Source organism: Candidatus Symbiopectobacterium sp. NZEC151 (genome assembly GCF_025962655.1).
Taxonomy (GTDB): domain Bacteria; phylum Pseudomonadota; class Gammaproteobacteria; order Enterobacterales; family Enterobacteriaceae; genus Symbiopectobacterium.
The window spans coordinates 44,021-69,388 of the sequence record NZ_JAGFPE010000001.1; the positions used below are offsets into that span (position 1 = coordinate 44,021).

The window sequence follows — 25,368 nt, forward strand, 5'->3', positions numbered from 1 at the left end:
TTAACGGGCGAGTTGCTTAATGAACGCTTCAAAATCAATGAGGTGATGCTGCACAACATAGATAACGATATCCAGGTTCAGCGTTTGATAGTCATGAACCGAAATGTTACGTAACCCAACCATTTTCTGTAGTTTCTCAGCCAACTCCGGCGTAATAATGTGGTGATTTGCCAGCAAGGCAAAGCTGTCGCGGCTGCTTTGCGGAATACCGAGTTGATGTACGCGAATAGTATGATTGGCTAAATCAATGGCGGCTTCACAGGCGCGCAGCAGGTTTAAGATAACGGAATCTTGCCGGGTAAAGTCGGTAGTGAAGTGTTCTGCATCATGATTGAACTCTTCCCTAATTCGTTGCAAACAGCGACGTATCGCTGCACTTTTGTTAATGATGATATCTGTCATTGATGCAGGCTCTGTTTGAAATCCGCCAAGATCTCCGCACGCTCTTGCTGTAAATGTTGATACATGGAAAGCGTGGTCATTTCGAATTGTTCTGCTTCCTGATTGCGCTGATACAGGCAAACTCCGTGGCGAATAATCTCCATGCGCAATACCGTTGAGGCTTGTCTAAGGTCAACCAGATCGACATCACGATGCAACGCGGTGGCTATTTTGCCAGCAAGCTCCCAGCGATAAACAGGATCGAGAGGGTCTTGTGCCAACACGGCAACATCTATATCGCTGTCAGGGCCAGCATTTCCTGTCGCATGAGAGCCGAACAGGTAAATAAGGCTGACAGTGGGTATTGCCTCTTTTATCAAACTGATTAATGCATCACGCATAAGATATCTCCGCTTTGCGGTAATTATACCTCATAATCCTGCTCAGGCGCGTGCTCCAGAGTGATTGCCACTTTCACAATGCGGTGGCTCTCCATGCTTAATATCTTGAAGCGATAACCATCGATGGTGAGTTCATCACCTTCTTGCGGCACGCGCTGTGAATATTCCATCATCAACCCGGCCAGCGTGTAATACTCGCGTTTTTCATCCAGCGTAAGGGGGATGTACATCGCGAGATCTTCGAGCGGTGTGTAGCCGTTGGCCGTCCAACTCCCGTCTTCGTTTTGCGTAATGTCGTGACGCGCATCGACATCTTCTCCCTCGACCGGCAAATTACCGGCGATGGTTTCCATCACATCGCTCAGCGTAACAATGCCTTCCACCGAACCAAATTCATCCACCACAAAAGCAAAGTGGGTTTTTGCCGCCCTGAACTGTTCCAAGGCCTGTAGCAAAGAGATCTGCTCAGGGAACACCAGCGGCTGGCGCACCAGCTTATGCAGATCGAGCGGTTCATGGCGCAGCTGTTGTTGCAACAGGGAGGCCACGTGCACAATGCCTACCGGTTCATCCGAGGTCGGGCTATCCATCACTACCAACCGAGTGTGCGGACTTTTTTCCAACAGCGCTGCCAGCGCATCGTGGGGCGACTGAAGCTCTACGGCGATGATATCGTGGCGGGATGTCATGATGCTGCTCACGCTACGTTGCCCCATGCCGAGCACGCGTTCGATCATGCGCCGTTCCTGACGGTTGAATACCGCATTACCGCTTTGCGCATTGTCGCCAATCAAGTCTGAGGTTTGGTTATTCAATTCCGCATCTTCATGCTCACCGCGCAGAATTTTCAGGATTACATCGGCGGTACGCTGGCGCAGTGGCACATCAGAGGTGAGGAAACGGCGGCGGTTAAACTGAGCAACCTGGTTTAGCACCTCAATCAATACCGAGAAACCAATCGCTGCATAGAGGTAGCCTTTGGGAATATGGTAACCAAAGCCATCCGCGACCAGACTAAAGCCGATCATCAGCAAAAAGCTGAGACAAAGAATGACAATGGTAGGGTGGGCGCTGACAAACCGGGTTAATGGTTTGCTGGCGAGCAGCATCAGCCCAATGGCGATGGTCACGGCAGACATCATCACCAGCAGGTGATCGGTCATGCCGACAGCGGTGATGACCGAATCCAGCGAAAAGATGGCATCCAGAATGACAATCTGCGTTACAACCGCCCAAAAACGCGCTCGTTTGCGCTGTCCATGCTGCTCCTGATCTCGGCCTTCCAACCGTTCATTAAGTTCTACCGTGGCTTTGAACAGCAGAAACAGCCCGCCGACCGCCATGATGATATCGCGTGCGCTAAACGGCTGTTGAAACAGGGTGAAAAGCGGGGCAGTGAGCGAAACCAGCCAGGACATAGAGGCAAGCAGCACCAGACGCATCAATAATGCGAGTGACAGGCCAACGACGCGGGCGCGATCTCTTAGTTTTTCGGGGAGTTTTTCCGCCAGAATGGCAATAAAGACAAGATTATCGATACCTAATACCAGTTCCAACACCACAAGCGTTGCCAAACCGGCCCAGATAGTGGGATCAGCGATCCACTCCATATAAATTTTTTCACCTGTATCAACCAGAACCGATATAGGGTAGCAGCGCAGCCCGCATTGAACCAGCATTTGTGGGGATATTACCAGCCTGACAACATCTTCATACAATCATTGCAAACACAATTACTTTATTTACAACTATTTAGCATTATAACCTGCTGATTTAAAATCGCTAACTTTCAAAAAACGGTATCTAGCCACACGCAAGAGTGCTAGCATTTGTAAGGAATTATTAAATAATACCGATTTGTTTAAAAAACACTCAAACATAAAAAGACATGTGATTTCTTAAGGTTATTGCGGTTTTGTTGCGCGGGATAGGCCTAATCTGAAAATCTTTGTAAATCCACGAACTTCCTGTACAGAGTGAAATGTGCTCCATACTATAGTGGCGTACGCGGCACTATAGGGTCCTTTTCTGAAAGTTTCGCGGTTTTTTTTTCTTGACTAGCCCGTAAAAATAAATACGTACACAGGAATCATAATGTGGCCCACGGGTGGTATTCCGTATTTTAACAGCACGTTGGCGGCTATGAGCCAAGGGCGGTAGCGTGCCTGGTGCGAAGTAACTTCACGGTTGATGATGGTGCAAAAATGCAAGAAATTACGGTTATCTTTATAAGCGCTTTTATTGCGCTTTTTCTGGCAAGAAAAACGGCAATAAAAGTAGGGTTAGTTGATAAACCGAACTCGCGCAAAAAACACCGCGGGCATATTCCCCTGGTGGGAGGCGTTTCTATTTATCTCGCCCTCTGGATCCTCTATGCCCTTCATCCTGAATGGCTCCCTGATTTTTCCCTCTATATGGTCTGCGCCAGCGCATTACTTTTCGTCGGCGTGCTGGACGACCGCTTCGATCTCCCTGTTATGCCTCGTATCTTCCTGCAAGCGCTGGTGGCCAGCATCATGATGTATTCCGGGCTTCACCTTGCGAGCCTGGGTAACATTCTATTCGGTTATGAGCTGGTGCTGGGCTGGGCGGGCTACGCGGTGACGCTGCTCGCGGTCTGGGGCGCTATCAATGCTTTCAACATGGTCGATGGCATCGATGGCTTACTGGGCGCACTCTCTTGTGTCACTTTTGGTGCGCTTGCTGTGATGTTTTATCTGGATGGTGAGCATGAACTGGCGCAGTGGAGTTTATGCCTGTTAGCTGCATCCATTCCTTATATTCTTCTCAATCTTGGTATCCCCTGGGGACAAAAATTCAAAGTCTTTATGGGCGATGCTGGCAGCACCTTGATTGGTTTCACCGTTATCTGGTTGCTGATTGTTGCCACGCAAGGGCATGACGCTGTAATACGCCCTGTGACCGCATTATGGTTTATCGCCGTGCCGTTGATGGACATGGTCACCATTATGACACGTCGCATTCGCCGTGGCGACAGTCCCTTCAAGCCCGATCGCGAGCATCTTCATCATATTTTACTGCGTGCTGGGCTGGGACCGCGTCAAACCCTGTTAGTCATTGTTGGCGTAGCGTTTATGTTTGCGCTGGTAGGAATTATTGGTGAGCGTGCAGGAATCAGAGAGTCTGTTATGCTTAGCCTGTTTTTACTAGCATTCGTCGGCTATTTCTGGTCAATTACCCGGGTATGGCGCTTGCTGACGTGGACCCGCCGTGGTAGCGGTCAGTCTGGGCATGTGCACGGCAAAGTAAGCCAAACGCCACTGAACAAGTAAATTACCCGTTTTTACAGCCGTAACTCATGGAATCAATAGCACCCGAATTCTTTATGATAGAGGCAGAGGATCGGCGGCGACTTATAACTTATTAAAAGTGATGGCATAAACAGGATGATAGCTTACAAAAGAAAAGTGATACCGTTGATGGTGTCTGCCGTGTTGCTGAGCGGTTGTACCATTTTTCCTGGTTCGCATTTGACGACCAGCGGCAAAGAAGTGATTAAACAACAGGATGCAGATTTCAACATCAGTAAACTGGTTAACGTTTACCCGATGACACCTTACCTGATTGAGAAAATGCGAGCAAAACCGCTGGTAGCCCAGACTAACTCTGCATTGGATCGTGAACTGCAAAGCTACGAATACCTGATTGGCGTGGGTGATGTGTTGATGGTTACCGTTTGGGATCACCCCGAATTGACGACACCCGCAGGGACGTATCGCACCGCAGCAGACACCGGTAACTGGGTACATTCTGATGGCACTATCTTCTACCCATATATTGGCAAAGTGAAAGTGGCGGGGAAAACCGTCACTCAGGTGCGTGAGGAGATCATGGGCCGCCTGGCGCAGTATATAGAATCGCCTCAGGTTGAAATCAGTATTGCGGCGTTCCGTTCGCAAAAAGTGTATGTCTCTGGGGAAGTGGCAACTTCCGGCCAACAGGCCGTCACTAACGTGCCGCTCACTATTCTGGATGCCATCAATAAAGCGGGTGGGCTGACGGAAAACGCCGACTGGCGTAACGTGGTGCTGACGCACAACGGGCAGGAAAAACGCATTTCCCTCCAGGCGCTGATGCAAAACGGCGACCTGTCTCAGAACCAACTTCTCTACCCTGGCGATATCCTTTATGTGCCGCGTAACGACGGCCTGAAGGTGTTTGTGATGGGGGAAGTGAAAAAGCAAAGCACCCTGAAGATGGACCGCAGCGGTATGACGCTCACCGAAGCGTTAGGCAATGCGGAAGGGATGGATCAGGCCATGTCTGATGCCACCGGTGTGTTTGTTATCCGTCCGCTGCGTGGCTCACAAGGCCCGAAACTGGCTGATATTTATCAGCTCAATACCGCTGATGCCACTGCGCTGGTGATGGGTACCGAGTTCCAGTTACAGCCCTATGATGTGGTCTACGTTACCACTGCACCGATTGTGCGTTGGAACCGCGTTGTAACACAATTGGTGCCGACCATCTCCGGCTTCAACGACCTGACCGAAGGCGCATTGCGTATTCGCACCTGGCCGTAACCGTTCACTGATACGCGAAGAACGTCATGTTTGATTCCATTTTAGTGGTATGCGTAGGCAATATCTGCCGCTCCCCAACCGGGGAGCGGTTGTTAAAACAGCTATTGCCGAGCAAAAGAATTGCCTCCGCAGGGCTGGGCGCGTTAGTGGAGCATGCTGCGGATAACACCGCCAGTGACGTGGCCAGTGCGCACGGCCTTTCACTGGAAGGGCACTCAGCCCAGCAACTTACCAAATCCTTGTGCAGAGAATATGACCTGATTTTGGTGATGGAAAAAGGCCACATCGATGCCGTGGGGCGCATGGCTCCGGAAGTGCGTGGCAAGACCATGTTGTTTGGCCACTGGCTGAACCAGCGAGAAATTGCTGACCCTTATCGCAAAAGCCGTGAGGCTTTTGAATTTGTTTATTTGCAATTAGAGCAGTCGGCCCAAAAATGGGCGCAGGCTTTAAATCGATAATTTTCAGAGAAACCGATGGCAGAGAAAAATTCAGTGAAAACATCTGAAATTGATCGTTCAGATGAGATTGATTTGGGGCGATTGCTTGGAACCCTGCTAGATAATCGTTGGCTAATAATTGGTGTGACGGCGCTGTTTACCATTGTTGGTATTGCTTATGCCATGCTGGCTACACCGATTTATAAAGCGGATGCGCTGATTCAAGTGGAGCAAAGCGGTGGCGATTCTTTGATAAAAGATATCTCCAGCATGTTGCCGGATGCTAAGCCACAATCAGCTGCTGAAATTGAGTTAATTAAATCGCGTATGGTAATGGGGAAAACCATTAACGATCTGGCGTTGGATATTGATGTACGTCAGAAGTATTTTCCTCTCGTTGGGCGAGGCGTTGCGCGGTTAACGGGTGCTGAGCCGGGTAAAATCGCCATTTCACGTTTAGATGTACCTGAAAGTTGGCAAGATGAAGTGATTACGCTCGAGGTGCTCGATAACCAAAGTTATCGTATATCGGGCGGTGACACACTCAGCTTTGATGGCAAAGTTGGTCAAGTAGAAAGCCATAACAGCATTGAAATACTGGTCAGTGATATTGAAGCTGAAAAAGGGACGGTTTTCCGAATGAGAAAGCTCAATCCTTTAACGGCCATCAATAGTTTGTTGGACGATTTTACCGTCGCAGACAAAGGGAAAGACACTGGTGTGTTAGGTTTAAGTCTGGAAGGTACCGATCCGACGTTAACCACTAAAGTTTTAAACAGTGTTAGCCAAAACTATTTGCAGCAGAATGTAGAGCGTAAATCAGAAGAGGCGGCGCGCAGCCTTGAATTTTTAAAAGAGCAATTGCCGAATATCCGTGGCCAGTTAAATGATGCAGAAAATAAATTAAATACCTTCCGCCAGCAGAATGACTCAGTAGATTTATCCTTGGAAGCTAAAGCGGTATTAGACACCATGGTGTCTGTTGAATCTCAGCTTAATGAATTGACGTTTAAAGAAGCTGAAATTTCAAAGTTATATACCCGTGAGCATCCAGCTTATCGCGCCTTGATGGAAAAACGAAAAACCTTACAACAAGAGCGCGATAAAATTAACAAACGTGTAGGGGCTATGCCGAAAACGCAGCAAGAAGTCTTGCGTTTAACACGTGATGTTCAATCTGGGCAAGAAGTTTACATGCAGTTGCTGAATAAGCAGCAAGAGTTAAGCATTAATAAAGCCAGCACGGTTGGTAATGTGCGTATTATCGATAAAGCCGTTGTTCAGCCCAAACCTGTTAAGCCTAAAAAACCATTAATTGTTCTGTTAGCAATGATTTTGGGTGGGATGATATCTACTGCATTTGTGATTCTGAAAACCTTGCTACATAAAGGCATCGAAAGCCCTGAACAGCTTGAAGAGTTGGGCATTAACGTTTATGCCAGCGTCCCCCTCTCTGAATGGCAACAGAAGAAAGATAAGGCCTTGTTGTCGAAGGGTAAGAAAAACAATACCCGTTCTACTGAATTGCTAGCCATTGGCAACCCTGCCGACTTAGCCATTGAAGCCATCCGTAGCCTGCGCACCAGCCTGCACTTTGCGATGATGGAAGCTAAAAACAATGTGCTGATGATCTCGGGTGCTAGTCCCTCCATTGGTAAAACCTTTATCAGTGCTAACCTGGGAGCGGTAATTTCACAAGCAGGTCAGCGAGTGTTAATTATCGACTGCGATATGCGCAAAGGCTATGCCCATGAACTGATGGGCGTGCAAAGCAACAATGGTCTTTCTGATATCCTTTCAGGGCAGATACAAGCAAAAGATGCGGTGCGAAAAACGCATATGGAGGGCATGGATTTTATCCCTAGAGGGCAAGTTCCTCCGAATCCTTCAGAGTTGTTAATGCATAGCCGCTTTGCTGAGTTTATTAAGTGGACGGCAGAAAATTATGATTTGGTGCTACTCGATACACCGCCGATTCTGGCAGTAACAGATGCTGCTATTATCAGCCGCCATGCAGGAACATCACTGCTGGTTGCACGTTTTGAAATGAATACGGTGAAAGAAATTGAAGTGAGTATCCGCCGCTTTGAGCAAAATGGTGCTGAGATTAAAGGTGTGATTCTTAACGCCATTGTTAAACGTGCCGCCAGTTATTATGGGTATGGTAATTATCATTATTATACTTATGATTATAAATCAGAAAAAAATAAATAAATTAGCGTTAATAATTGTTGATACTATTCTAGGCCGGGCGACGTCCGGCTTTTCTATTATTGAATTTATAATTTTATTGATGCGCGCATCAATACTGTATCCTTTATACATCATACTGCTGATAATTAGTAATGCATCTAATTTATAACAGTTCTAATTCTTGAGTGTATTGACTGATAGTAATGGAGTATTCTCATGCATATAAAACTTATCCCATTGCAAACACATGGCGATGAACGTGGCGCCTTGATCTCTCTTGAAGAGGGTAAAAACATTCCTTTTAGTATTAAGCGAGTTTATTATTTATTCAAAACCAAGGAAGGGGTGCGCAGAGGTTTTCACGCTCATAAAGTTTTGAAGCAAATAGTAGTGGCAGTAAGAGGTTCGTGTCGTTTTTTATTAGACGATGGCTGTGAAAAAGTTGATATTTTATTGGATAATCCTGCTCAAGGGTTATTAATTGAATCATTTATATGGCGTGAAATGTACGAATTTACAGAAGACTGTGTTTTGATGGTTTTAGCTGATCAAATATATGACGAATCTGATTATATTCGTAATTATGAGGTTTTTTTAGAAAATATTGGGAGCGCCAAAAATACTGGGGGCGCGGATGCTTAGTTTAGTTAAATATGATGATGAATTTCTTGAACTCAGCTGGTTTTGGTTGAATGATTTAGAGATAAAAAACTTAACAATGACCCCGGATTTTACTCGAGAACAACAAAAAAATTTTTATAATACTCTTGGTGCGCGAGGCGATTATAAAATTTATGGAGTCGTTTATGATGGACATAAAATAGGGGCTGCTGGAATAAAAAATATAGAAGGTACTACCGGAGAGTATTGGGGATATATCGGGGATAAATCCTATTGGGGAAGAGGGATTGGAACTACTTTAATAAAAGAAATTATTCAAGTAGCTCAAAGAGATGGAATGAAAAAATTAACCTTAAAAGTTTTTTCAACAAATCAAAGAGCATTTTTTTTATATAAAAAATGCGGGTTTGTAGTAGATGGTTTGGATAACGGTATTTATAAAATGTATATCGGTGTATGAGCATGCAATTATCGAAGTTGACGGAAGTAAATTTTTGCGATTGGGATAAAGTTGTCGACTCATCAAAAAATGGTGTCTTTCTATTCAAAATTGATTTTTTTAAGTATCATGAAGAAAAATTCAATGATGAATCACTTATTATTTATAAAAAAAATAAACCAGTCGCAATCTTCCCCGCTAATGGCATAAGTGATGTGTTATATACGCACTCTGGGCTCACTTATGGAGGGCTGGTTTATGGTCAGGACCTGCATGCAAAAGATGTAATATTAATATTCCAGAGCTTACGGTTGTATTATAAAGACAAGGGCTATAAGAAAATAATTTATAAGTTAATTCCGTCTATTTTTAGAAATTATCCGTCTGATGAAGATGTATACGCTTTATTTATTAATAAGACCTCATTGATAAGGCGAGATTTGTCATCAGTAATTGAGCTGAAAAACAGACCTAAATTTTCAGACTCTAGGAAAAACACGATTCAAAAAGCAAAAAAAAATAACGTAATAATTAATTTGTCTGCTGATTTTGCTAGTTTCCATTTATTGTTAAGTTCTGTTTTAGCTAAATTTGGTGCGCAGCCAGTACATTCAGCTGAAGAGCTAATACTATTAGCTTCTCGATTCCCTAACAATATTAATTTATACACAGCTAAAAAAGATGAAGAAATCATTGCCGGATGCTTGGTTTTTGATTTTGGATGTGTAGTGCATACTCAGTATCTGGCTTCTAGCCCCGAGGGACGCACTCTAGGTGCATTAGATTACTTACTAGCGACGTTGATTCAGCAAGTGTATCAAGAAAAAAAGTATTTTAGTTTTGGAATATCTACAGAACAAAGTGGAACTTTTTTGAATGAAGGCCTAATTGCCCAAAAAGAAGGGTTTGGTGGAAGAGGTATTGTTCATGATTTTTACGAATGGGATTTAAGTAATGATTGATTTTTTGAATCTAAAAGATGTAAATGCAGTATACAAAGAAGAGTTAATTGCTGTTGCTGAACGCATTATTTCATCTGGATGGTTTATCGCCGGGAAGGAATTAGAACTCTTTGAGAAAGAGTTCTCTAACTATTGTGGCGTTAAACATGCAATCGGTGTAGCCAATGGGCTAGATGCTTTGATCCTCACTCTTCGTGCGTGGAAAGAACTTGGAAAGCTGAAAGCTGGTGATGAAGTTATTGTCCAGGCAAACACATATATCGCTTCTATATTGTCAATTACTGAAAACGATTTAGTTCCAGTACTTGTTGAACCTGATTTTGATACTTATAACATATCTTATGAGGGGGTTAAGAGTGCAATCACTAAAAAAACTCGTGTTATCCTTCCTGTTCATCTATATGGACGGATTTCTCCGATGTTGGAAATCATGGAGTTGGCAAAGGAGCATGATTTATTAGTTCTTGAAGATTGTGCTCAGGCTCATGGTGCGATGTCCGAAGGGATCAAGGTTGGCGCTTGGGGTGATGCGGCGGCTTTTAGTTTTTATCCAGGAAAAAATTTAGGTGCTCTGGGTGATGCTGGTGCAATAACTACAAATGACGATGAATTAGCCCAAGTACTCCGAGCTGTTAGAAATTATGGTTCACATAGGAAATACGAAAATTTATATCAGGGTGTCAATAGCCGCCTTGATGAATTACAAGCAGCATTTCTTTCTGTAAAATTGAAACATTTGGATAAAGCTAATTTGCGAAGGCAAGAAATTGCTAATAAGTACATTGGTAATATTAAAAATGACTTGGTTTCGCTACCCAGCTTGCCAAAGTCAAACACTGAGCATGTCTGGCATCTTTTTGTTATAAGATGTGAAAATAGATATAATTTAAAATGCCATCTCTCTGAAAGAGGCATAGAGACATTGATTCATTATCCCACGCCACCACATTTACAACCAGCATATCGTAAACTTGGGTTTGAGTCTGGAGCGTTCCCAATAACAGAGTGCATCCATCAACAGGTATTAAGTCTTCCAATGGGGCCGACTATATCGAATGACGAAGTGGAAACGGTTATTTCTGTAATCAATGAGTTTAGAGGATGAAAAAGCTACTTTCAGTCACATTTTTTAGCGCTTTACTGACATTAGTGAAAATGGGAAGTGGTTTTATCATCGCCAAAGTGGTCGCTGTTTATACTGGACCCAGTGGAATGGCTATGTTGGGACAGATCCAAAGTATTGTTGCTAGCTTGAATGGTATAGTCAATGCGCCTGTCAGTAGTTGCATCGTTCGTTATACTGCGGAAAATGAAAAGCAAGGTATTAGCGCATGTAGCCCTTGGTGGAAAGCAAGTGTTTGGTGGCTTTGTTGCATTCAATTAGTAGTTATGCCCCTAGGTGTTGTATTTTCAGAACAGATTTCTTTATGGCTCCTTGGTACAGCCGATTATAAATGGCTCATATGCTCAGCGACAATTGCATTGCCTTTGGTTTCTGTAGGTACATTGATTAATTCGATCATAAATGGCTTCCAACAGTATAAGTTCTACATTGGTATAGGCGCACTTTCAAACATATTTTCATGTGTGTTGATGGTATTTTTAATTGTATATAAAGGGATTGATGGTGCTTTATTTGCAGCCACTATTCAGGCAGCATTAATTGGCATTATATTAATGTGTTGTGCTTTGAAACAACCATGGTTCAAATTTTGTTATTTATGGGGTAGGGTTGATAAATATCATAAAAAAAAAGTCGCTGGGTATATCCTCATGGCTGTTACTACTGCGTTAACTGCCCCTGTTGCTTTAATATTCGTTCGTCGCATCTTAGTAGAAAATGTAGGTTGGGAATATGCTGGGCATTGGCAAGCTGTATGGAAAATATCAGAAGCCTATCTTGCTGTTATAACAATTTCATTAAGTACATATTATTTGCCTAAGCTTTCATCTTTAAAAAATAAAAAAGAAATTCGTGCTGAAATTAATAAAACTGCATTGATGATAATTCCTGCTGTAGGGTTGATGGCCTTGGTTGTATATCTATTTAGAGATTTCGCTATAAAGATATTGTTCAGTAATGAATTTTCTGATGCTAGAAAATTATTCGCGATTCAATTAATTGGTGATGTGATAAAAATTGCGAGTTGGCTGTACGCCTATCCCATGCTATCGAGAGGTTCGACGGTATGGTATGTATCCTCGGAAATTGTATTTTCTATTACCTTTGTAATATTAGTCTTTATTTTAGTTCCTCATTACTATACGCAAGGTGCAAATATTGCATATTTGATTAATTATATGTTTTATTTTTTATTTCTCTATCTTAATTTGGAAAGATATGCAAAATGAATTTTTTAAAAATATTGTTGCTGGTGCCATCTAGTGAATAAAATAGATAAAATAACTGTTGCTGTAATTACATATAATTCAGGGACGACTGTGAGTGAAACCCTGGATAGTATTTATAACCAAACTTATGGTGTGAAAAATATCGAGTTAATCATAAGCGATGATTGCTCAAGCGATAATACAGTACCGATTATAAAAACTTGGTTAAAAAATAAAACTGATGATTTTTATAAGGTTGTTATTCTTGAGAGCTCAGAAAATAAAGGTGTAGTTAAAAATTGTAATCAAGCATGGAAAAATGCCACATCTAATTGGATCAAATCTATAGCAGGTGATGATATACTTCTACCAAATTGTTTAAAAGATAATTCTGAAATTGTAGAAAATAAAGATGATCTTGCTGTTTTGTTCTCCTTAATGGATGGCTTCTGCGTTGATGCCTCTGGATGTAAAATTAAGACGCGTGTATATCCTCCTCTTTATCAACAAAGAATATTAATGAAGTCGGCTAGTGAACAACTAGCATACTTATCATATGGTGATTTAGGAGCAGCTCCTAGTTCATTTATTAATAGAGAAAAATTGCAGCGCATCGGATATGCAGATGAGCGCTTCAAATTAATTGAAGATTTACCTCTGTGGTATAAATTTGCAAAAGCAGGTTACAGCTTATCCTTTTTATCACAAAAAACAGTTTTATATAGAATGAGCGGAGATTCTATATCGAATTCTTCAAGTTTTTTGCTTAACGAAACTTTTGTTAAAGATTTAATATTGATTGATAAGTTAATTATAATTCCAGATTTACATAAAATAAAAATACTACTAAAAATTAGAAAGTTGCTATGGCCTCGCCTTGCATTGTTAATTATTTTCATTTTTGGGAATAAAAGAAATTATTTATCAAAGAAATTGCTTTCGTTATGCTTACTTGTGAAGCCTAATGGAATACGAAGACTATTTGAAAAATAATACAGTGTAAAATAAAAACATTGAGGCCGATACTGTGACTTTGCTTAACAAACCGAAAAGTAGAATGTTCTTTGTTTTTTTATTACTGTTATATTTTGTTTATGGGGTGTCTTATAAATTTACATTTTCGGTTCCAACTACGTACATTTGTGCATTGATATTATTGTTTTATTGTTCCATTGACATAATAAAGAATGATTTAAAAGTCAATATTAACCATGTTAAGTTTCCTTTGATTTTTGCTGTTTTTTTGTTTTTTATATCTTTTTTTAATTATCTGTATAATTCCGATGGCACTCCGGATTTATATATGATTAAAATATCTTTTATGTATATAATTATTTTGTTCTTGATACCATTTGTTGTGGAGTGCATATTTAAAGGTCAGGTTGAAATATTACTGTATTTGGGTGGTGTAGGAGTTGTAAATGCTATATTTATTATACTGATGCTTTTTGTTAAGCCTTTTCAGTCTTTTTATCTCTCTTTAATTGACAGCGCAACATTTGATCTTGTAGGTGGCAGTGAAGCAATTGATAGCTTAATGTCGTTGCGCTTGGTCGGGATAACTGGTTTTTCAGCTTATACAACTGGCTTTTTACAAAATATTCTTGCTCTTTCTATGATTTGTTACATTCATCTATCCTCAAAGAAAATTCATGTTTTTTATTATATTTCGTTAGGCTTGATAATCATTTCAGCGATAGCAGTAGCGCGATCAGCAATAGTTGGGACATTTATTATAGCTATAATTTCGCTTTTTTATTTCAGTTTTTTTAGAGTATTTAAAATAATTTCCATTATCACATTTTTAAGTTTTTTATCTGTGTGGGGGATTATTAATATTTTACCTCAGGAACTTAGTTCGTTTTTTATTCACTGGGTCACCGAGCTTTTTTCATCCGGTATGGAGACTGGTTCTGTAAAAAGCAATGTATCCATGTTCATATATTCACCAAGTGATTTTAATATATTAGGTTTTTCAAAATGGTATGGCGATTACGGTGGGTATTTTATGAGTACGGATATCGGATGGTATCGAGTTCTTTTCTCAATTGGGTATTTAGGACTCTTTATTTGGATGTTTTTTCTTGTGTCATTAATTGGCTTCGATACGTTAATCAAAAAAAATAAAACGTGTATATTAGGATGGTGTATTCTTGCATATGTCTTTATTATGATGTTCAAAGGTGCCGTATTATTTGATAGCTATCAATCCATCTTCGTGGTTGGCGTGATTTTTTATATTATCAAAAGAACCAGGGTGAATAATTATAAGAGGTGTTAATGAACATTGGTTTATATTGTAACTGGGGGGTTGTTTTAAAAAAAGATGGTTTTTATATATCAGCGATTCATGCTAAGTATATATTGGCCTTTTTGGACAAGTCTGAAAAAATAACTCTGCTTTCTAAGGTAAAAAAAAATGGAGTAGAAGATGGTGATGTTTTTTTAAGTTATAATAGGATAACGGTAATATCCTTACCTTCTTTCCATAATTATGTCGGCGCAATAAAATATTTTAAAGAAATTAAAAATGGAATAAAAGAACTGCAAGCTGTATCAAGTTTTATATATGTAAGAACACCAGAACCATTTTCCTGGCTTCTGATGAATCATAAAACAACTTCTGTTAATTATCATTTCACATCAAATCCTATTCAAGTTATAAAAAATAAAAAAATATCAAAATTTAAGAAAGTTATATTGTTAATGCTTTTTTATCCCGAGTATTTATTAACTTGCTTCAGTGCTTACTTTTCATTATGCTCATCGAACGGGGATTCAGTGAAAAGTAACGTGCCTTTTTTCTTGCGTAATAAATTAAAAATATTGATCGAAAGTTCAATCACTTCTAAGGAAATGCGCACTGCTCTAAGTAGCAAAAAAGTTATAAATAATAGCGGTGATAAATTAATTAATTATATATGTGTTTGCCGATTTGTACCAGCTAAAGGAATAGAAGTACTAGTTGATGCGATTTTTAGATTAGTAAATGAAAAGAAAATACACAATATTTCATTGACATTTGTTGGTGATGGTCCAATTTATCAAGATGTTAAAAATCTTGTGGAGCAATATGAGTTACAAAAATATATAATCTTTAAAGGATTTGTTGAAAATGGACCTGAGTTGTTCGAAATATATAAAAAATCAGATGTGTTTATTAATCCTTCTTTGTCGGAAACAGGCCCTAGAGTTATATTGGAGGCCATGGCTTATTCATTGTATTGCATAACAACAGACGTTGGTTATTGTAAGCGTGTTTTAAGTGATGGAAATAAAATATATGGCTATGTTATCAATAGAGACAGTAGTAACGAGTTGATGGATGCCATGCTCTATGTGCATAATAATTTCGATTCGTGTTTATTAGATGGTCTTCACTGTCAAAAAATTGTTCAAGAATATACCTTAGATAATTTTATTAATGAAGTTATAAGGTGATTCGGTTTTATTACGAGATGAATAATGACACATAAATTGCTACTTGTTTACTCGTGGTTTGTGAGAACCCTATTTATTATATTACCAGATGTGCCCTTGATAATGCGATTTAGAGGATTCATGTATTCTCTAGCTATGCCTGCATGTGGTAAAAATTTTCAAGTTTCAGCAAATGTCATTATAAAAGGATTAGACTTGCTGAGTGTTGGATGCGATGTGTATATAGCTCCAAATGTTGTGATTAATTGTCATGCACAAGTTATTTTGCAGGATCAGGTAATGATTGGTTTTAATTCTGTAGTGGTTTCAGGGAACCATACGTATTTGAATGGTTCCTTTAGATTTGGTATTTCAAGTCCGTCTCTAATTCAAATAGGATTCGGGAGCTGGATTGCGGCTAATTGTACTATATGTGCTGGTGTTAAAATTGGATCAGGGTGCTTAATAGCTGCGAACTCAGTGGTTAATCGGAACTGCGATGGTGGTTTTATTTATGCCGGTGTGCCTGCAAGAAAAATAAAATCTTGTATATAATAAGAAGGTTTAAAGTTATCAATGAATAGTAATTCTGACCTGATATCAATCATAATGCCGACATACAATTCATCTAAGACTGTGTGTGAGAGTATTGACTCTGTTTTGGCACAGACCTACCCTAATTGGGAGCTGATTATAACTGATGATTGCTCATCAGATGATACATATGCGTTAGTGTCCAGTTACGCAAAGAATGATCAAAGAATTAAAGTTTTTGTGAACGCTATAAACAGCGGCGCAGGTGTATCGCGTAATAATTCTATTGAAAATGCTAATGGTAGGTATATAGCATTTCTTGATAGTGACGATCTATGGAAAAATAAAAAACTTGAATTGCAAATTTCTTTTATTAAAGATAACAATTATCAGCTTGTTTACTCTGGATATGATAAAATAGATAGTAATGGTAATTATATCTCTAGGATTATCCCTCCTGCTAAAGTAAGTTATGATAGGTTATTGAAATCAAATGTTATTGGCTGTCTCACTGCTCTATATGATACACATACGCTTGGTAAAGTATATATGCCGACAATCCGCAAACGTCAGGATATGGCATTATGGCTAAAAATTCTTAAACAGACTGATTATGCTTATTGTATCCCTGAAAGTTTAGCATTATATAGGGAAGGGCATCAAAGTTTGTCCTCTAATAAAGTTAAGATTCTTTTCACTCAGTGGTTATTTTATCGCCATTACTTGAAATTCGACGTTTTTAGATCAAGTTACTATTTTTTGAATTATATATTTTATGGTTTAAAGAAACATGGAGTAAAAAAATGACAATTAACATTGCTATCATTGGCGGGTCGGGGTTCATTGGAACTCGCCTATCTGGCTTACTTATTGAAGACAATATTTGTTTTACAATTATTGATAAAGTGAAAAGTGAAAGTTATCCTGATAAGTGGGTCTATGGTGATGTGACTAAACCTGAAACCTTGAGACAAGTATTGTTAAATAGCAATGTTGTTATCAACCTGGCTGCTGAGCATAAAGATAATGTCTCTCCAGTTAATTTGTATTATGATGTGAATGTTCTTGGAGCTAAGAATGTTTGTGACATTTGTAATGAATTAGAAATTAAAAAAATTATCTTTACTTCTTCAGTTGCTGTTTATGGTTTTGTAGATAAAGAGACTGGTGAGGATGGTGAGTATAATCCATTCAACCATTATGGAAAATCTAAACTCGAAGCAGAGAGTGTCTACAATGAGTGGCAATCTAAAACACAAGGAAATAGTTTAATTACTATTCGGCCTACGGTCGTTTTTGGCGAGAGAAATAGAGGGAATGTTTATAATCTTTTTCGACAAATTGCAACTGGAAGATTTTTGATGATAGGTAACGGCGAAAATCAAAAGTCAATGGCTTATGTTGAAAATGTAGCTGCTTTTATAAAATATTCCATCAGCATTCCTTCAGGATACCACGTTTTTAATTATGTTGACAAGCCTGATTTTACAATGAACGAACTTACAGATATTATTTGTCAATCATTAGGGAAGAAAAAAAATAACACCCATGTACCCTATGTAATCGGATTGTTCGGTGGTTACTGTTTCGATCTTCTGTCTAAGGTGTCAGGCAGAGAATTCTCTGTAAGTAGTGTGAGAATCAAAAAATTTTGCGCACGTACACAGTTTAAATCTAATTTTATTGATTACACTGATTTTACGGCTCCTGTTGCACTTTCTATTGGTATACAAAATACTGTCAAAAGTGAGTTTTTAAATAACTAACCTGCTATTGCAGGTAGGGATATCATAATTACTTATATCCTATAGGTGTGGTGTATAAATGAAAATAACCATCATTGGCACTGGTTACGTAGGCCTTTCTAACGCTATGTTGTTGGCTCAAAATAATCAAGTTGTTGCATTTGATATTGATGAGGAAAGGGTCGTACTACTTAATGAAAAAAAATCCCCTATTCAAGATAAAGAAATTGAAGGGTTTTTATTATGTGATTATTTAAACTTTTCGGCTACGAGTGACAAAAAGTATGCTTATGAAAATGCTGATTTCATTATTATTGCTACACCTACGGACTATGATCCAAAAACAAATTTTTTTAACACACATTCCGTTGACGCAGTAGCATATGATGCATTAACTCTTAACCCTGGTGCGTCGATTATTATTAAATCAACTGTCCCTGTAGGTTATACTAAGCATCTGTGCCAAAAATTCGGAGTGGATAACATAATTTTCTCCCCTGAATTCCTACGCGAAGGCAAGGCACTGCACGATAATCTCTACCCATCGCGTATCGTTGTAGGGGAACGCTCAGCGCGAGCAGAGCAGTTCGCTAATCTGCTGCTTGAAGGTGCCATCAAAAAAGATGTGCCGGTTTTATTCACAGATTCAACAGAAGCAGAAGCCATCAAGCTGTTTTCTAATACCTATTTGGCAATGCGTGTAGCCTATTTCAATGAGCTTGATAGCTATGCACAGATTAACGGTTTAGATAGCAAACAAATTATTGATGGCGTGGGGCTGGATCCTCGCATCGGCAGTCACTATAACAATCCCTCCTTTGGTTACGGTGGTTATTGTCTGCCGAAAGATACCAAGCAACTGCTTGCCAACTATGCCAGCGTACCGAATAGCCTTATCAGTGCAATTGTTGAAGCAAACCGTACCCGCAAAGATTTTATCGCTGATTCCATTATCGATCGTGAGCCCAAAGTGGTGGGGGTATACCGCTTGGTGATGAAAGCGGGCTCAGATAATTTCCGTGCATCAGCTATTCAAGGGGTGATGAAGCGTATTAAAGCCAAAGGCATTGAAGTCGTTGTTTATGAGCCGGTACTTAAGGAAGACACGTTCTTCCGTTCCCGCGTTATCCGTGACCTTGATGCATTCAAAGAAATGGCAGATGTGATTATCTCTAACCGAATGACATCGGAATTGGCGGATGTCGCGGATAAAGTGTATACCCGCGATCTGTTCGGTTCAGATTAATTAAGTTTGCAATAGAAGTGCAAATTTGCGAACACGCATTCAGCTACTGGAGCAGTAAACCCCTTGCCACTCACCGCCGATGGCGGTATCGTTAACGTGCACCTGCAAAATCAGGTGCCAGGATTGGAACCCTGCCGGACATCACTGACGACACCAAGCGCGTTTGCGCTTTTTTTGTGTCGTGCGCTTAGCTGCACTTCTATGGTGGGCCGGGCGGGGGCATCGCAAGATGCGCCGGTGTCAGTGAGGCCGGTAGTTCCAACCCCGTCCGGTTCCACCACCCAAGAGATTGGAACCTCTGGTGGTGGGTAAATACGATACTCGCTGGAGGCTGCCTTATGGCTACAATCCTCGACCAGACTCACCCGTTATTGACCCTTCCTTTTAACGCGGATACTGATTTTACCGTGCTGGCCGATCACTGTGAGCATTTTTCAGATTCTATGCTCGAATGTGATGATACTGTGTTGAAGCTGGCACTGTGTGGGCGACTTGCTACCTGTCTCAATTTGTTGAAATCCACACTGAATGCGCCCATTCCGCCTCATCTTGTCGAGAGCCTTGCCGTTGATGCGCTCCCTGCTACTTCTCCGCGCTTTGAACCTGATTATGAATCTCTCTGTCAATATTGCCAAACTTTAGTGCAACTGCTCACCGAGCAGAACTTATCTTCCGAAACGACTCCGGTTGTCATTGAGCTATTAGCTGAGCTGGTTTGGTTTTTTGCGGCTGGTCTTAAAGCCCCTCGTTGGTTGAAAACAGAACAAGGGCTTAAAGATATTGATGAAAAGCTAATGTGACGCAGTCAGGCATGCTGAGCTGCATAAAATAACGCTGTGGTTAGAGGTTGGTTTCCTCACAGGGAATAAGTTTTCCCTGTGGGAGATTCCCGCTTTCGCGGGAATGACAGGAGGTGCGGTATGACAGGTGATACGGCATAACAGAAAACGTAGTGTGTAGATGGCTGGGTAAGAGAAACTCGGTTAGCCAATAGGCTGAATGGTTTTCTGTAATGCACCTTGCCAGTCAGATAACGCAATACCTAACGTTTTGATTTTTTCCCCAGCCAGCGTGGAATACGCAGGCCGGTGTGCAGGAGTGGGATATTGCGCTGTAGTAATCGGTGTGAGCGTCGGTGCTTTACTCAGAACCGCTTTCTGCACTGCGGCAGAAAAGATAGCCTGAGCAAATTCAAACCAACTGACTTCTTTATCACCGGCGTAATGATAGATTCCCCCGGCGGCATTTTGTTGTAGCAGTGCAATAATCGCCTGTGCCAAATCACCCGCATAAGTGGGGCAGCCACGCTGGTCGTCAACAATGCTTAACGCATCCCGCTCTTTGCCTAAACGCAGCATGGTTTTCACAAAGTTATTGCCGTATTCGCTAAATACCCAGGCGGTGCGCACGATAATCGCATCAGGTGCCGCCGCGCTAACGGCGCGCTCACCCGCCAGTTTGGTGATGCCATACACGCTAAGTGGATTGGTTGGACTCTCTTCGGTGTAGGGCGTGGTGGTGTTGCCATCGAAAACGTAATCGGTTGAGACGTGCACTAAACGAATGCCGTGCTGTGCAGCTACACTTGCCAAATTAGCCGGGCCAGCAGCGTTAATGCGTTCCGCCAATTCTACTTCGCTTTCTGCTTTATCCACTGCTGTGTAGGCCGCTGCGTTAACAATAGCATTTGGTCTGAAAGCGGCTACAGCCGCAGTGAGTGGTTCAAGATCGGTAATATCCAATTCGGCAAAATCGGTGGCAAGAATTTGCCAACCAGCAGGCAGCCTATCCTGGAAACAGCGCCCAAGTTGGCCGTTGGCACCAGTCAATAGCACTCTCATTAGCTCAACTCCTTGAAGCGTTTACCGAGTTTATCCTTTTCTGAAAGCAGAGGGGATTCCAGCGGCCACTCAATGCCCAAATCAGGGTCGTTCCACAGTAGGCAGCCTTCGTCAGAAGGTTGGTAATATTCCGTGCATTTATATTCAAAATCCGCAATGTCAGAGAGCACGGCAAAACCATGCGCCAACCCCGGCGGCAGCCAAAGCTGGGTTTTATTCTCTTCCGTTAACAGCATGCCAAACCATTTTCCGTAGCTCGGAGAATCACGGCGAATATCCACTGCCACATCATACACTTCACCTCGAACTGCACGGACTAACTTGCCCTGAGGGTGCGTTTTTTGATAATGCAGACCGCGTAACACGCCTTTGCTGGAGCGAGAGTGGTTATCCTGCACAAAATCCAGATCGATGTTGAGCATTTGCTGATAACGGTTTTTCTCAAAAGTCTCCAGAAAAAAACCGCGCGCATCGCCAAATACTTTGGGTTGAATAATTTTTGCGCCGTAAATGGGGGTGTCGATCACTTGCATAGTGTTTGTTAAATCTGTGTGAGGGTTATTATCTGCTTCTGCCATAAGCAATCCTCGGTGTACGCTGAGGAATATGGGGAAACCTACTGGCGAGCATCTTCAAGTAATCGCGCCAGATACTGCCCATACTGCGTTTTGCATAGTACACGCGCTTCTTCAGCGACCTGTTCACGTGAAATCCAGCCTTTCCGGAAAGCAATCTCTTCCAGACACGCGACTTTCAGCCCCTGGCGCTTCTCGATAGTGTGAATAAACTGTGAGGCTTCAATCAGGCTATCATGGGTTCCGGTATCCAGCCAGGCGAAACCACGCCCTAGCAGTTCAACGTTAAGCTTGCCTTGCTCCAGATACATCTGGTTGAGCGTAGTGATTTCCAGCTCGCCACGGGCAGAAGGCTTGACCTGTTTGGCCATTTCAACAATATCTTTGTCATAGAAATAGAGCCCGGTCACCGCCCAATTAGATTTGGGCTTAAGCGGTTTCTCTTCAATCGAAAGCGCTTTGAAGTTGGCATCAAATTCCACCACGCCAAAACGCTCAGGGTCGGTTACCTGATAGCCAAATATCGTTGCACCTCGTTCCTGTGCCACTATACTTTCTAGTTTGTTGCCGAAACTTTGGCCGAAATAGATATTATCACCCAAAATCAATGCACAACGCTCACCGTTAATAAACTCTTCACCGATGATGAACGCTTGAGCCAGTCCATCCGGGCTCGGTTGCTCCGCATAGCTGAGGTTGATGCCAAAGTGGCTGCCATCGCCGAGCAAGCGCTGGAAAGAAGGAAGGTCTTCCGGGGTGCTGATAATCAGAATATCTCGAATGCCTGCCAGCATCAGTACGGAGATGGGGTAATACACCATCGGTTTGTCATAAATGGGCAGGAGTTGTTTTGAGATACCACGGGTGATGGGGTAAAGCCTTGTGCCAGACCCACCCGCTAATACGATGCCTTTCATTAGCTAGCCTTCGTTGTGTATGCCAGGGATAGAGAGTAGGGCAGCGAGTATACAATATCGATGCAGAATTGTCTGATCTATCAGAAATCTGAAGTTGTTCAGGTAGCGTTGTGGGCAATTGGGTGTAACCTTATTCTCACAGCCACGTTATGATGGCAAGAAAATGACAACGGATAACAAGAGAGTTAATGCATGGCAACAACATTGAAAGCGATTATCCCCGTCGCCGGGCTGGGTATGAACCTGCTGCCGGTAACAAAAGCGATCCCAAAAGAGATGCTGCCGTTGGTGGATCGTCCGGTAATCGAGAAAATCGTTAACGAGTGCGTCAATGCCGGTATCAAAGAGATTGTGCTGGTCACGCACGCCTCGAAAAACGCCATTGAAAACCACTTTGATACCTCTTTCGAGCTGGAATCCTTGCTGGAAGAGCGGCAAAAGCGTCAACTGCTGGCCGATGTGCAAGCCATCTGTCCTAAGGGCGTGACCATTATGAACGTGCGCCAGGGCGAAACGCTGGGGCTGGGCCATGCCATCAACTGCGCGCGTCCTATCGTGGGTAACAACCCGTTTGTGGTGGTGTTGCCTGATGTGGTGATGGATGAAGCCAGTGCCGATCAGAGTAAAGAGAATCTGGCACAGCTGATAGCGCGTTTTGAAGAAACGGGCCACAGTCAGGTGTTGGTGAAACATCGTCCTTATGAAGTGCTGCCGGAGTACTCCGTGGTGGAGTGCGCTAAACCATTGAACCACGCACGTGACGCAGCAGTAATCACTTCCATGATCGAGAAACCGGAAGTGCCGCCGGAAGAAGGGTCAGATTTGTCGGCGGTCGGGCGTTATGTGCTGTCTGCTGATGCCTGGTCTATTCTGGAAAAAACATCCGTGGGTGCCTGGGGCCGCATCCAACTGACGGATGCCATCGCCGAACTGATTGAGCAAAACCATCAGGTAGATGCGGTGCAGATGGCAGGGCGCAGCTTTAACTGTGGGCGTAAGCTCGGTTACATGCAGGCCTTTGTCGCTTATGGTTTGCGCAATCCTGAATTTGGTGATGCGTTTAAAGCCAGCATTAAAGAGTTACTGAATAAATAGTTAGCATTGGCACCCTGTTCAGCCCTGCCATCGAGCAGGGCTTTTCTCTTCTTTAGACCTATCACTATCCACATGCCTTAAGCTGAGTTACCATATCCGCCTGCTTTTGCGTGTCTGTCGTCGTCGTGATACAGGCAGGTTATCCTTCAGACAGGAGTTGCTTTAATGTCCAAACAGCAAATTGGCGTGGTGGGTATGGCGGTGATGGGGCGCAATCTGGCGCTTAACATCGAAAGTCGTGGTTACACCGTGTCCATTTTCAACCGCTCTCGTGAAAAAACCGAAGAAGTGGTGGCCGAAAACCCCGGCAAAAAACTGGTGCCTTACTATACCGTTGAAGAATTTGTGGCGTCGCTCGAGTCTCCGCGTCGTATTCTGTTAATGGTCAAAGCGGGCGAAGGCACGGACAAAGCGATCGAATCCTTGAAACCTTATCTGGATAAAGGCGACATCATCATTGATGGCGGCAACACTTTCTTCCAGGACACTATCCGTCGTAACCGTGAGCTTTCCGCTGAAGGGTTTAACTTTATTGGTACTGGCGTGTCCGGTGGTGAAGAAGGCGCACTGAAAGGCCCCTCTATCATGCCGGGCGGTCAGAAAGATGCCTATGAGCTGGTTGCCCCGATTCTGGAAAAAATTGCCGCCCGCGCCGAAGGCGAAGCCTGCGTTACCTATATCGGGCCAGACGGTGCCGGTCACTACGTGAAAATGGTGCACAACGGCATCGAATACGGTGATATGCAACTGATTGCCGAAGCCTATTCACTGCTGAAACACGGCTTGAATTTGTCCAATGATGAGTTGGCAAAAACCTTCTCTGAGTGGAATGCCGGGGAACTAAGCAGCTACCTGATCGACATCACCAAAGATATCTTCACTAAGAAAGATGAAGAGGGTAACTATCTGGTTGATGTGATTCTGGATGAAGCAGCCAACAAAGGCACCGGTAAATGGACCAGCCAAAGTTCGCTCGATCTCGGCGAGCCGCTGTCGCTGATCACCGAATCGGTGTTTGCGCGCTATATTTCTTCACTGAAGGATCAGCGCGTTGCTGCTTCCAAGGTACTGAGCGGGCCGCAGGTAAAACCGTTTAGCGGTGATAAAGCGACCTTTATCGAGAATGTGCGCCGTGCGCTCTATCTGGGTAAAATTGTTTCCTATGCGCAAGGGTTCTCGCAGTTGCGTGCGGCTTCAGAAGAACACCAGTGGAACCTGAACTACGGTGAGATCGCCAAGATTTTCCGTGCCGGTTGCATTATCCGCGCCCAGTTCCTGCAAAAAATCACCGATGCCTACGCGGCAACGCCGGACATCGCTAACCTGTTGCTGGCACCTTACTTTAAGAAAGCGGCCGATGACTACCAGCAGGCATTGCGTGATGTTGTGGCCTATGCGGTGCAAAACGGTATCCCGACACCGACTTTCTCTGCGGCCATCGCTTATTACGATAGCTATCGCTCGGCGGTGTTGCCTGCAAACCTGATCCAGGCGCAGCGTGACTACTTTGGCGCGCATACTTATAAACGTACGGATAAGGAAGGCGTATTCCACACCGAGTGGTTGGAATAAGTTATTTCTTAAATTTACGTTGTTAAATAAACGCCGAATAGTACTGCTATTCGGCGTTTTGCATCTGTTTTTATCATTAAATCAAAGATAATCATGCTGTTATGATTGATT

General features: G+C 42.5%; 26 protein-coding genes. 20 read left to right on the forward strand and 6 right to left on the reverse strand.

Annotated features, from left to right (window positions below):
- Genes J5067_RS00195 through J5067_RS00205 form a run of 3 tightly spaced genes read right to left on the reverse strand, consistent with a single transcriptional unit; the run spans position 1 to position 2,392 of the window.
- Positions 1-402, reverse strand: coding sequence for a DUF86 domain-containing protein (locus J5067_RS00195; protein WP_264650148.1), 402 nt, complete (start codon positions 400-402; stop codon positions 1-3).
- On the reverse strand, positions 399-782 hold the full coding sequence (locus tag J5067_RS00200; protein ID WP_264650149.1) for a nucleotidyltransferase domain-containing protein: 384 nt from the start codon (positions 780-782) through the stop codon (positions 399-401). The genes J5067_RS00195 and J5067_RS00200 overlap by 4 nt, the downstream gene beginning before the upstream one ends.
- Positions 783-805: 23 nt before the next feature.
- Positions 806-2,392 (reverse strand): TerC family protein, encoded by a 1,587-nt coding sequence (locus J5067_RS00205; protein WP_264645908.1) that lies wholly within the window; start codon positions 2,390-2,392, stop codon positions 806-808.
- A gap of 594 nt (positions 2,393-2,986) precedes the next feature.
- Here J5067_RS00205 and wecA point away from each other — a divergent pair.
- From wecA to J5067_RS00290, 18 genes are all read left to right on the forward strand, one after another.
- Positions 2,987-4,075, forward strand: a complete 1,089-nt coding sequence (wecA, locus tag J5067_RS00210; RefSeq protein ID WP_264650150.1) for a UDP-N-acetylglucosamine--undecaprenyl-phosphate N-acetylglucosaminephosphotransferase — start codon at positions 2,987-2,989, stop codon at positions 4,073-4,075.
- Between the two features lie 114 nt (positions 4,076-4,189).
- Complete coding sequence (locus J5067_RS00215) at positions 4,190-5,326, forward strand: polysaccharide export protein (RefSeq protein ID WP_264650151.1); 1,137 nt, start codon at positions 4,190-4,192, stop codon at positions 5,324-5,326.
- A 26-nt stretch (positions 5,327-5,352) separates the two neighbouring features.
- Positions 5,353-5,787: a protein tyrosine phosphatase gene (locus J5067_RS00220; RefSeq protein ID WP_264645911.1), complete on the forward strand. Its 435-nt coding sequence runs from the start codon at positions 5,353-5,355 to the stop codon at positions 5,785-5,787.
- A gap of 15 nt (positions 5,788-5,802) precedes the next feature.
- Positions 5,803-7,980 (forward strand): tyrosine-protein kinase Wzc, encoded by a 2,178-nt coding sequence (wzc, locus tag J5067_RS00225; protein ID WP_264650152.1) that lies wholly within the window; start codon positions 5,803-5,805, stop codon positions 7,978-7,980.
- A 195-nt stretch (positions 7,981-8,175) separates the two neighbouring features.
- The gene (locus J5067_RS00230) at positions 8,176-8,601 is read left to right on the forward strand and encodes an FdtA/QdtA family cupin domain-containing protein (protein ID WP_264650153.1); all 426 of its coding nucleotides are present in this window, start codon (positions 8,176-8,178) and stop codon (positions 8,599-8,601) included.
- A complete protein-coding gene (locus J5067_RS00235; protein ID WP_264628770.1) occupies positions 8,594-9,040 on the forward strand; it encodes a GNAT family N-acetyltransferase in 447 nt (148 codons plus the stop codon). The genes J5067_RS00230 and J5067_RS00235 overlap by 8 nt, the downstream gene beginning before the upstream one ends.
- Before the next feature lie 2 nt (positions 9,041-9,042).
- A complete protein-coding gene (locus J5067_RS00240; RefSeq protein WP_264650154.1) occupies positions 9,043-9,981 on the forward strand; it encodes a GNAT family N-acetyltransferase in 939 nt (312 codons plus the stop codon).
- Positions 9,974-11,086, forward strand: a complete 1,113-nt coding sequence (locus J5067_RS00245) for a DegT/DnrJ/EryC1/StrS aminotransferase family protein (RefSeq protein WP_264627468.1) — start codon at positions 9,974-9,976, stop codon at positions 11,084-11,086. The genes J5067_RS00240 and J5067_RS00245 overlap by 8 nt, the downstream gene beginning before the upstream one ends.
- Positions 11,083-12,333 (forward strand): O-antigen translocase, encoded by a 1,251-nt coding sequence (locus J5067_RS00250; RefSeq protein WP_264650155.1) that lies wholly within the window; start codon positions 11,083-11,085, stop codon positions 12,331-12,333. The genes J5067_RS00245 and J5067_RS00250 overlap by 4 nt, the downstream gene beginning before the upstream one ends.
- 33 nt (positions 12,334-12,366) lie before the next feature.
- Positions 12,367-13,305, forward strand: coding sequence for a glycosyltransferase (locus J5067_RS00255; protein ID WP_264627470.1), 939 nt, complete (start codon positions 12,367-12,369; stop codon positions 13,303-13,305).
- A 310-nt stretch (positions 13,306-13,615) separates the two neighbouring features.
- Positions 13,616-14,593, forward strand: coding sequence for a hypothetical protein (locus J5067_RS00260; protein ID WP_264627471.1), 978 nt, complete (start codon positions 13,616-13,618; stop codon positions 14,591-14,593).
- Positions 14,593-15,753 carry a glycosyltransferase family 4 protein gene (locus J5067_RS00265; protein ID WP_264650156.1) on the forward strand — a complete coding sequence of 387 codons (1,161 nt, stop codon included), beginning with the start codon at positions 14,593-14,595 and terminating at the stop codon, positions 15,751-15,753. The genes J5067_RS00260 and J5067_RS00265 overlap by 1 nt, the downstream gene beginning before the upstream one ends.
- 120 nt (positions 15,754-15,873) lie before the next feature.
- Positions 15,874-16,287, forward strand: coding sequence for an acyltransferase (locus J5067_RS00270; RefSeq protein WP_264627473.1), 414 nt, complete (start codon positions 15,874-15,876; stop codon positions 16,285-16,287).
- Positions 16,288-16,308: 21 nt separating this feature from the next.
- The gene (locus J5067_RS00275) at positions 16,309-17,073 is read left to right on the forward strand and encodes a glycosyltransferase family 2 protein (RefSeq protein ID WP_264627474.1); all 765 of its coding nucleotides are present in this window, start codon (positions 16,309-16,311) and stop codon (positions 17,071-17,073) included.
- On the forward strand, positions 17,070-18,032 hold the full coding sequence (locus tag J5067_RS00280; RefSeq protein ID WP_264627475.1) for an NAD(P)-dependent oxidoreductase: 963 nt from the start codon (positions 17,070-17,072) through the stop codon (positions 18,030-18,032). Before J5067_RS00275 ends, J5067_RS00280 begins: the two co-directional genes overlap by 4 nt.
- 58 nt (positions 18,033-18,090) lie before the next feature.
- On the forward strand, positions 18,091-19,257 hold the full coding sequence (locus tag J5067_RS00285; protein WP_264627476.1) for a nucleotide sugar dehydrogenase: 1,167 nt from the start codon (positions 18,091-18,093) through the stop codon (positions 19,255-19,257).
- Positions 19,258-19,371: 114 nt separating this feature from the next.
- Positions 19,372-19,569: an ash family protein gene (locus tag J5067_RS23255; RefSeq protein ID WP_369076097.1), complete on the forward strand. Its 198-nt coding sequence runs from the start codon at positions 19,372-19,374 to the stop codon at positions 19,567-19,569.
- A 26-nt stretch (positions 19,570-19,595) separates the two neighbouring features.
- Positions 19,596-20,057, forward strand: a complete 462-nt coding sequence (locus J5067_RS00290; protein ID WP_264650157.1) for a hypothetical protein — start codon at positions 19,596-19,598, stop codon at positions 20,055-20,057.
- Positions 20,058-20,240: 183 nt separating this feature from the next.
- Here J5067_RS00290 and rfbD read toward each other — a convergent pair whose 3' ends face one another.
- The 3 genes from rfbD to rfbA all read right to left on the reverse strand — a co-directional run bounded on the left by rfbD (position 20,241) and on the right by rfbA (position 22,590).
- Positions 20,241-21,098 (reverse strand): dTDP-4-dehydrorhamnose reductase, encoded by an 858-nt coding sequence (rfbD, locus tag J5067_RS00295; RefSeq protein WP_264650158.1) that lies wholly within the window; start codon positions 21,096-21,098, stop codon positions 20,241-20,243.
- Positions 21,098-21,631, reverse strand: coding sequence for a dTDP-4-dehydrorhamnose 3,5-epimerase (gene rfbC / locus J5067_RS00300; RefSeq protein WP_264627988.1), 534 nt, complete (start codon positions 21,629-21,631; stop codon positions 21,098-21,100). The genes rfbD and rfbC overlap by 1 nt, the downstream gene beginning before the upstream one ends.
- An 83-nt stretch (positions 21,632-21,714) precedes the next feature.
- The gene (gene rfbA / locus J5067_RS00305) at positions 21,715-22,590 is read right to left on the reverse strand and encodes a glucose-1-phosphate thymidylyltransferase RfbA (RefSeq protein ID WP_264627986.1); all 876 of its coding nucleotides are present in this window, start codon (positions 22,588-22,590) and stop codon (positions 21,715-21,717) included.
- A gap of 192 nt (positions 22,591-22,782) precedes the next feature.
- Between rfbA and J5067_RS00310 the strand changes: the two genes are divergently transcribed.
- Together J5067_RS00310 and gndA are read left to right on the forward strand one after the other, a co-directional pair.
- Complete coding sequence (locus J5067_RS00310) at positions 22,783-23,685, forward strand: sugar phosphate nucleotidyltransferase (protein ID WP_264650159.1); 903 nt, start codon at positions 22,783-22,785, stop codon at positions 23,683-23,685.
- 165 nt (positions 23,686-23,850) lie between these two features.
- Positions 23,851-25,257, forward strand: a complete 1,407-nt coding sequence (gndA, locus tag J5067_RS00315) for an NADP-dependent phosphogluconate dehydrogenase (RefSeq protein ID WP_264650160.1) — start codon at positions 23,851-23,853, stop codon at positions 25,255-25,257.
- Positions 25,258-25,368: the final 111 nt, after the last annotated feature.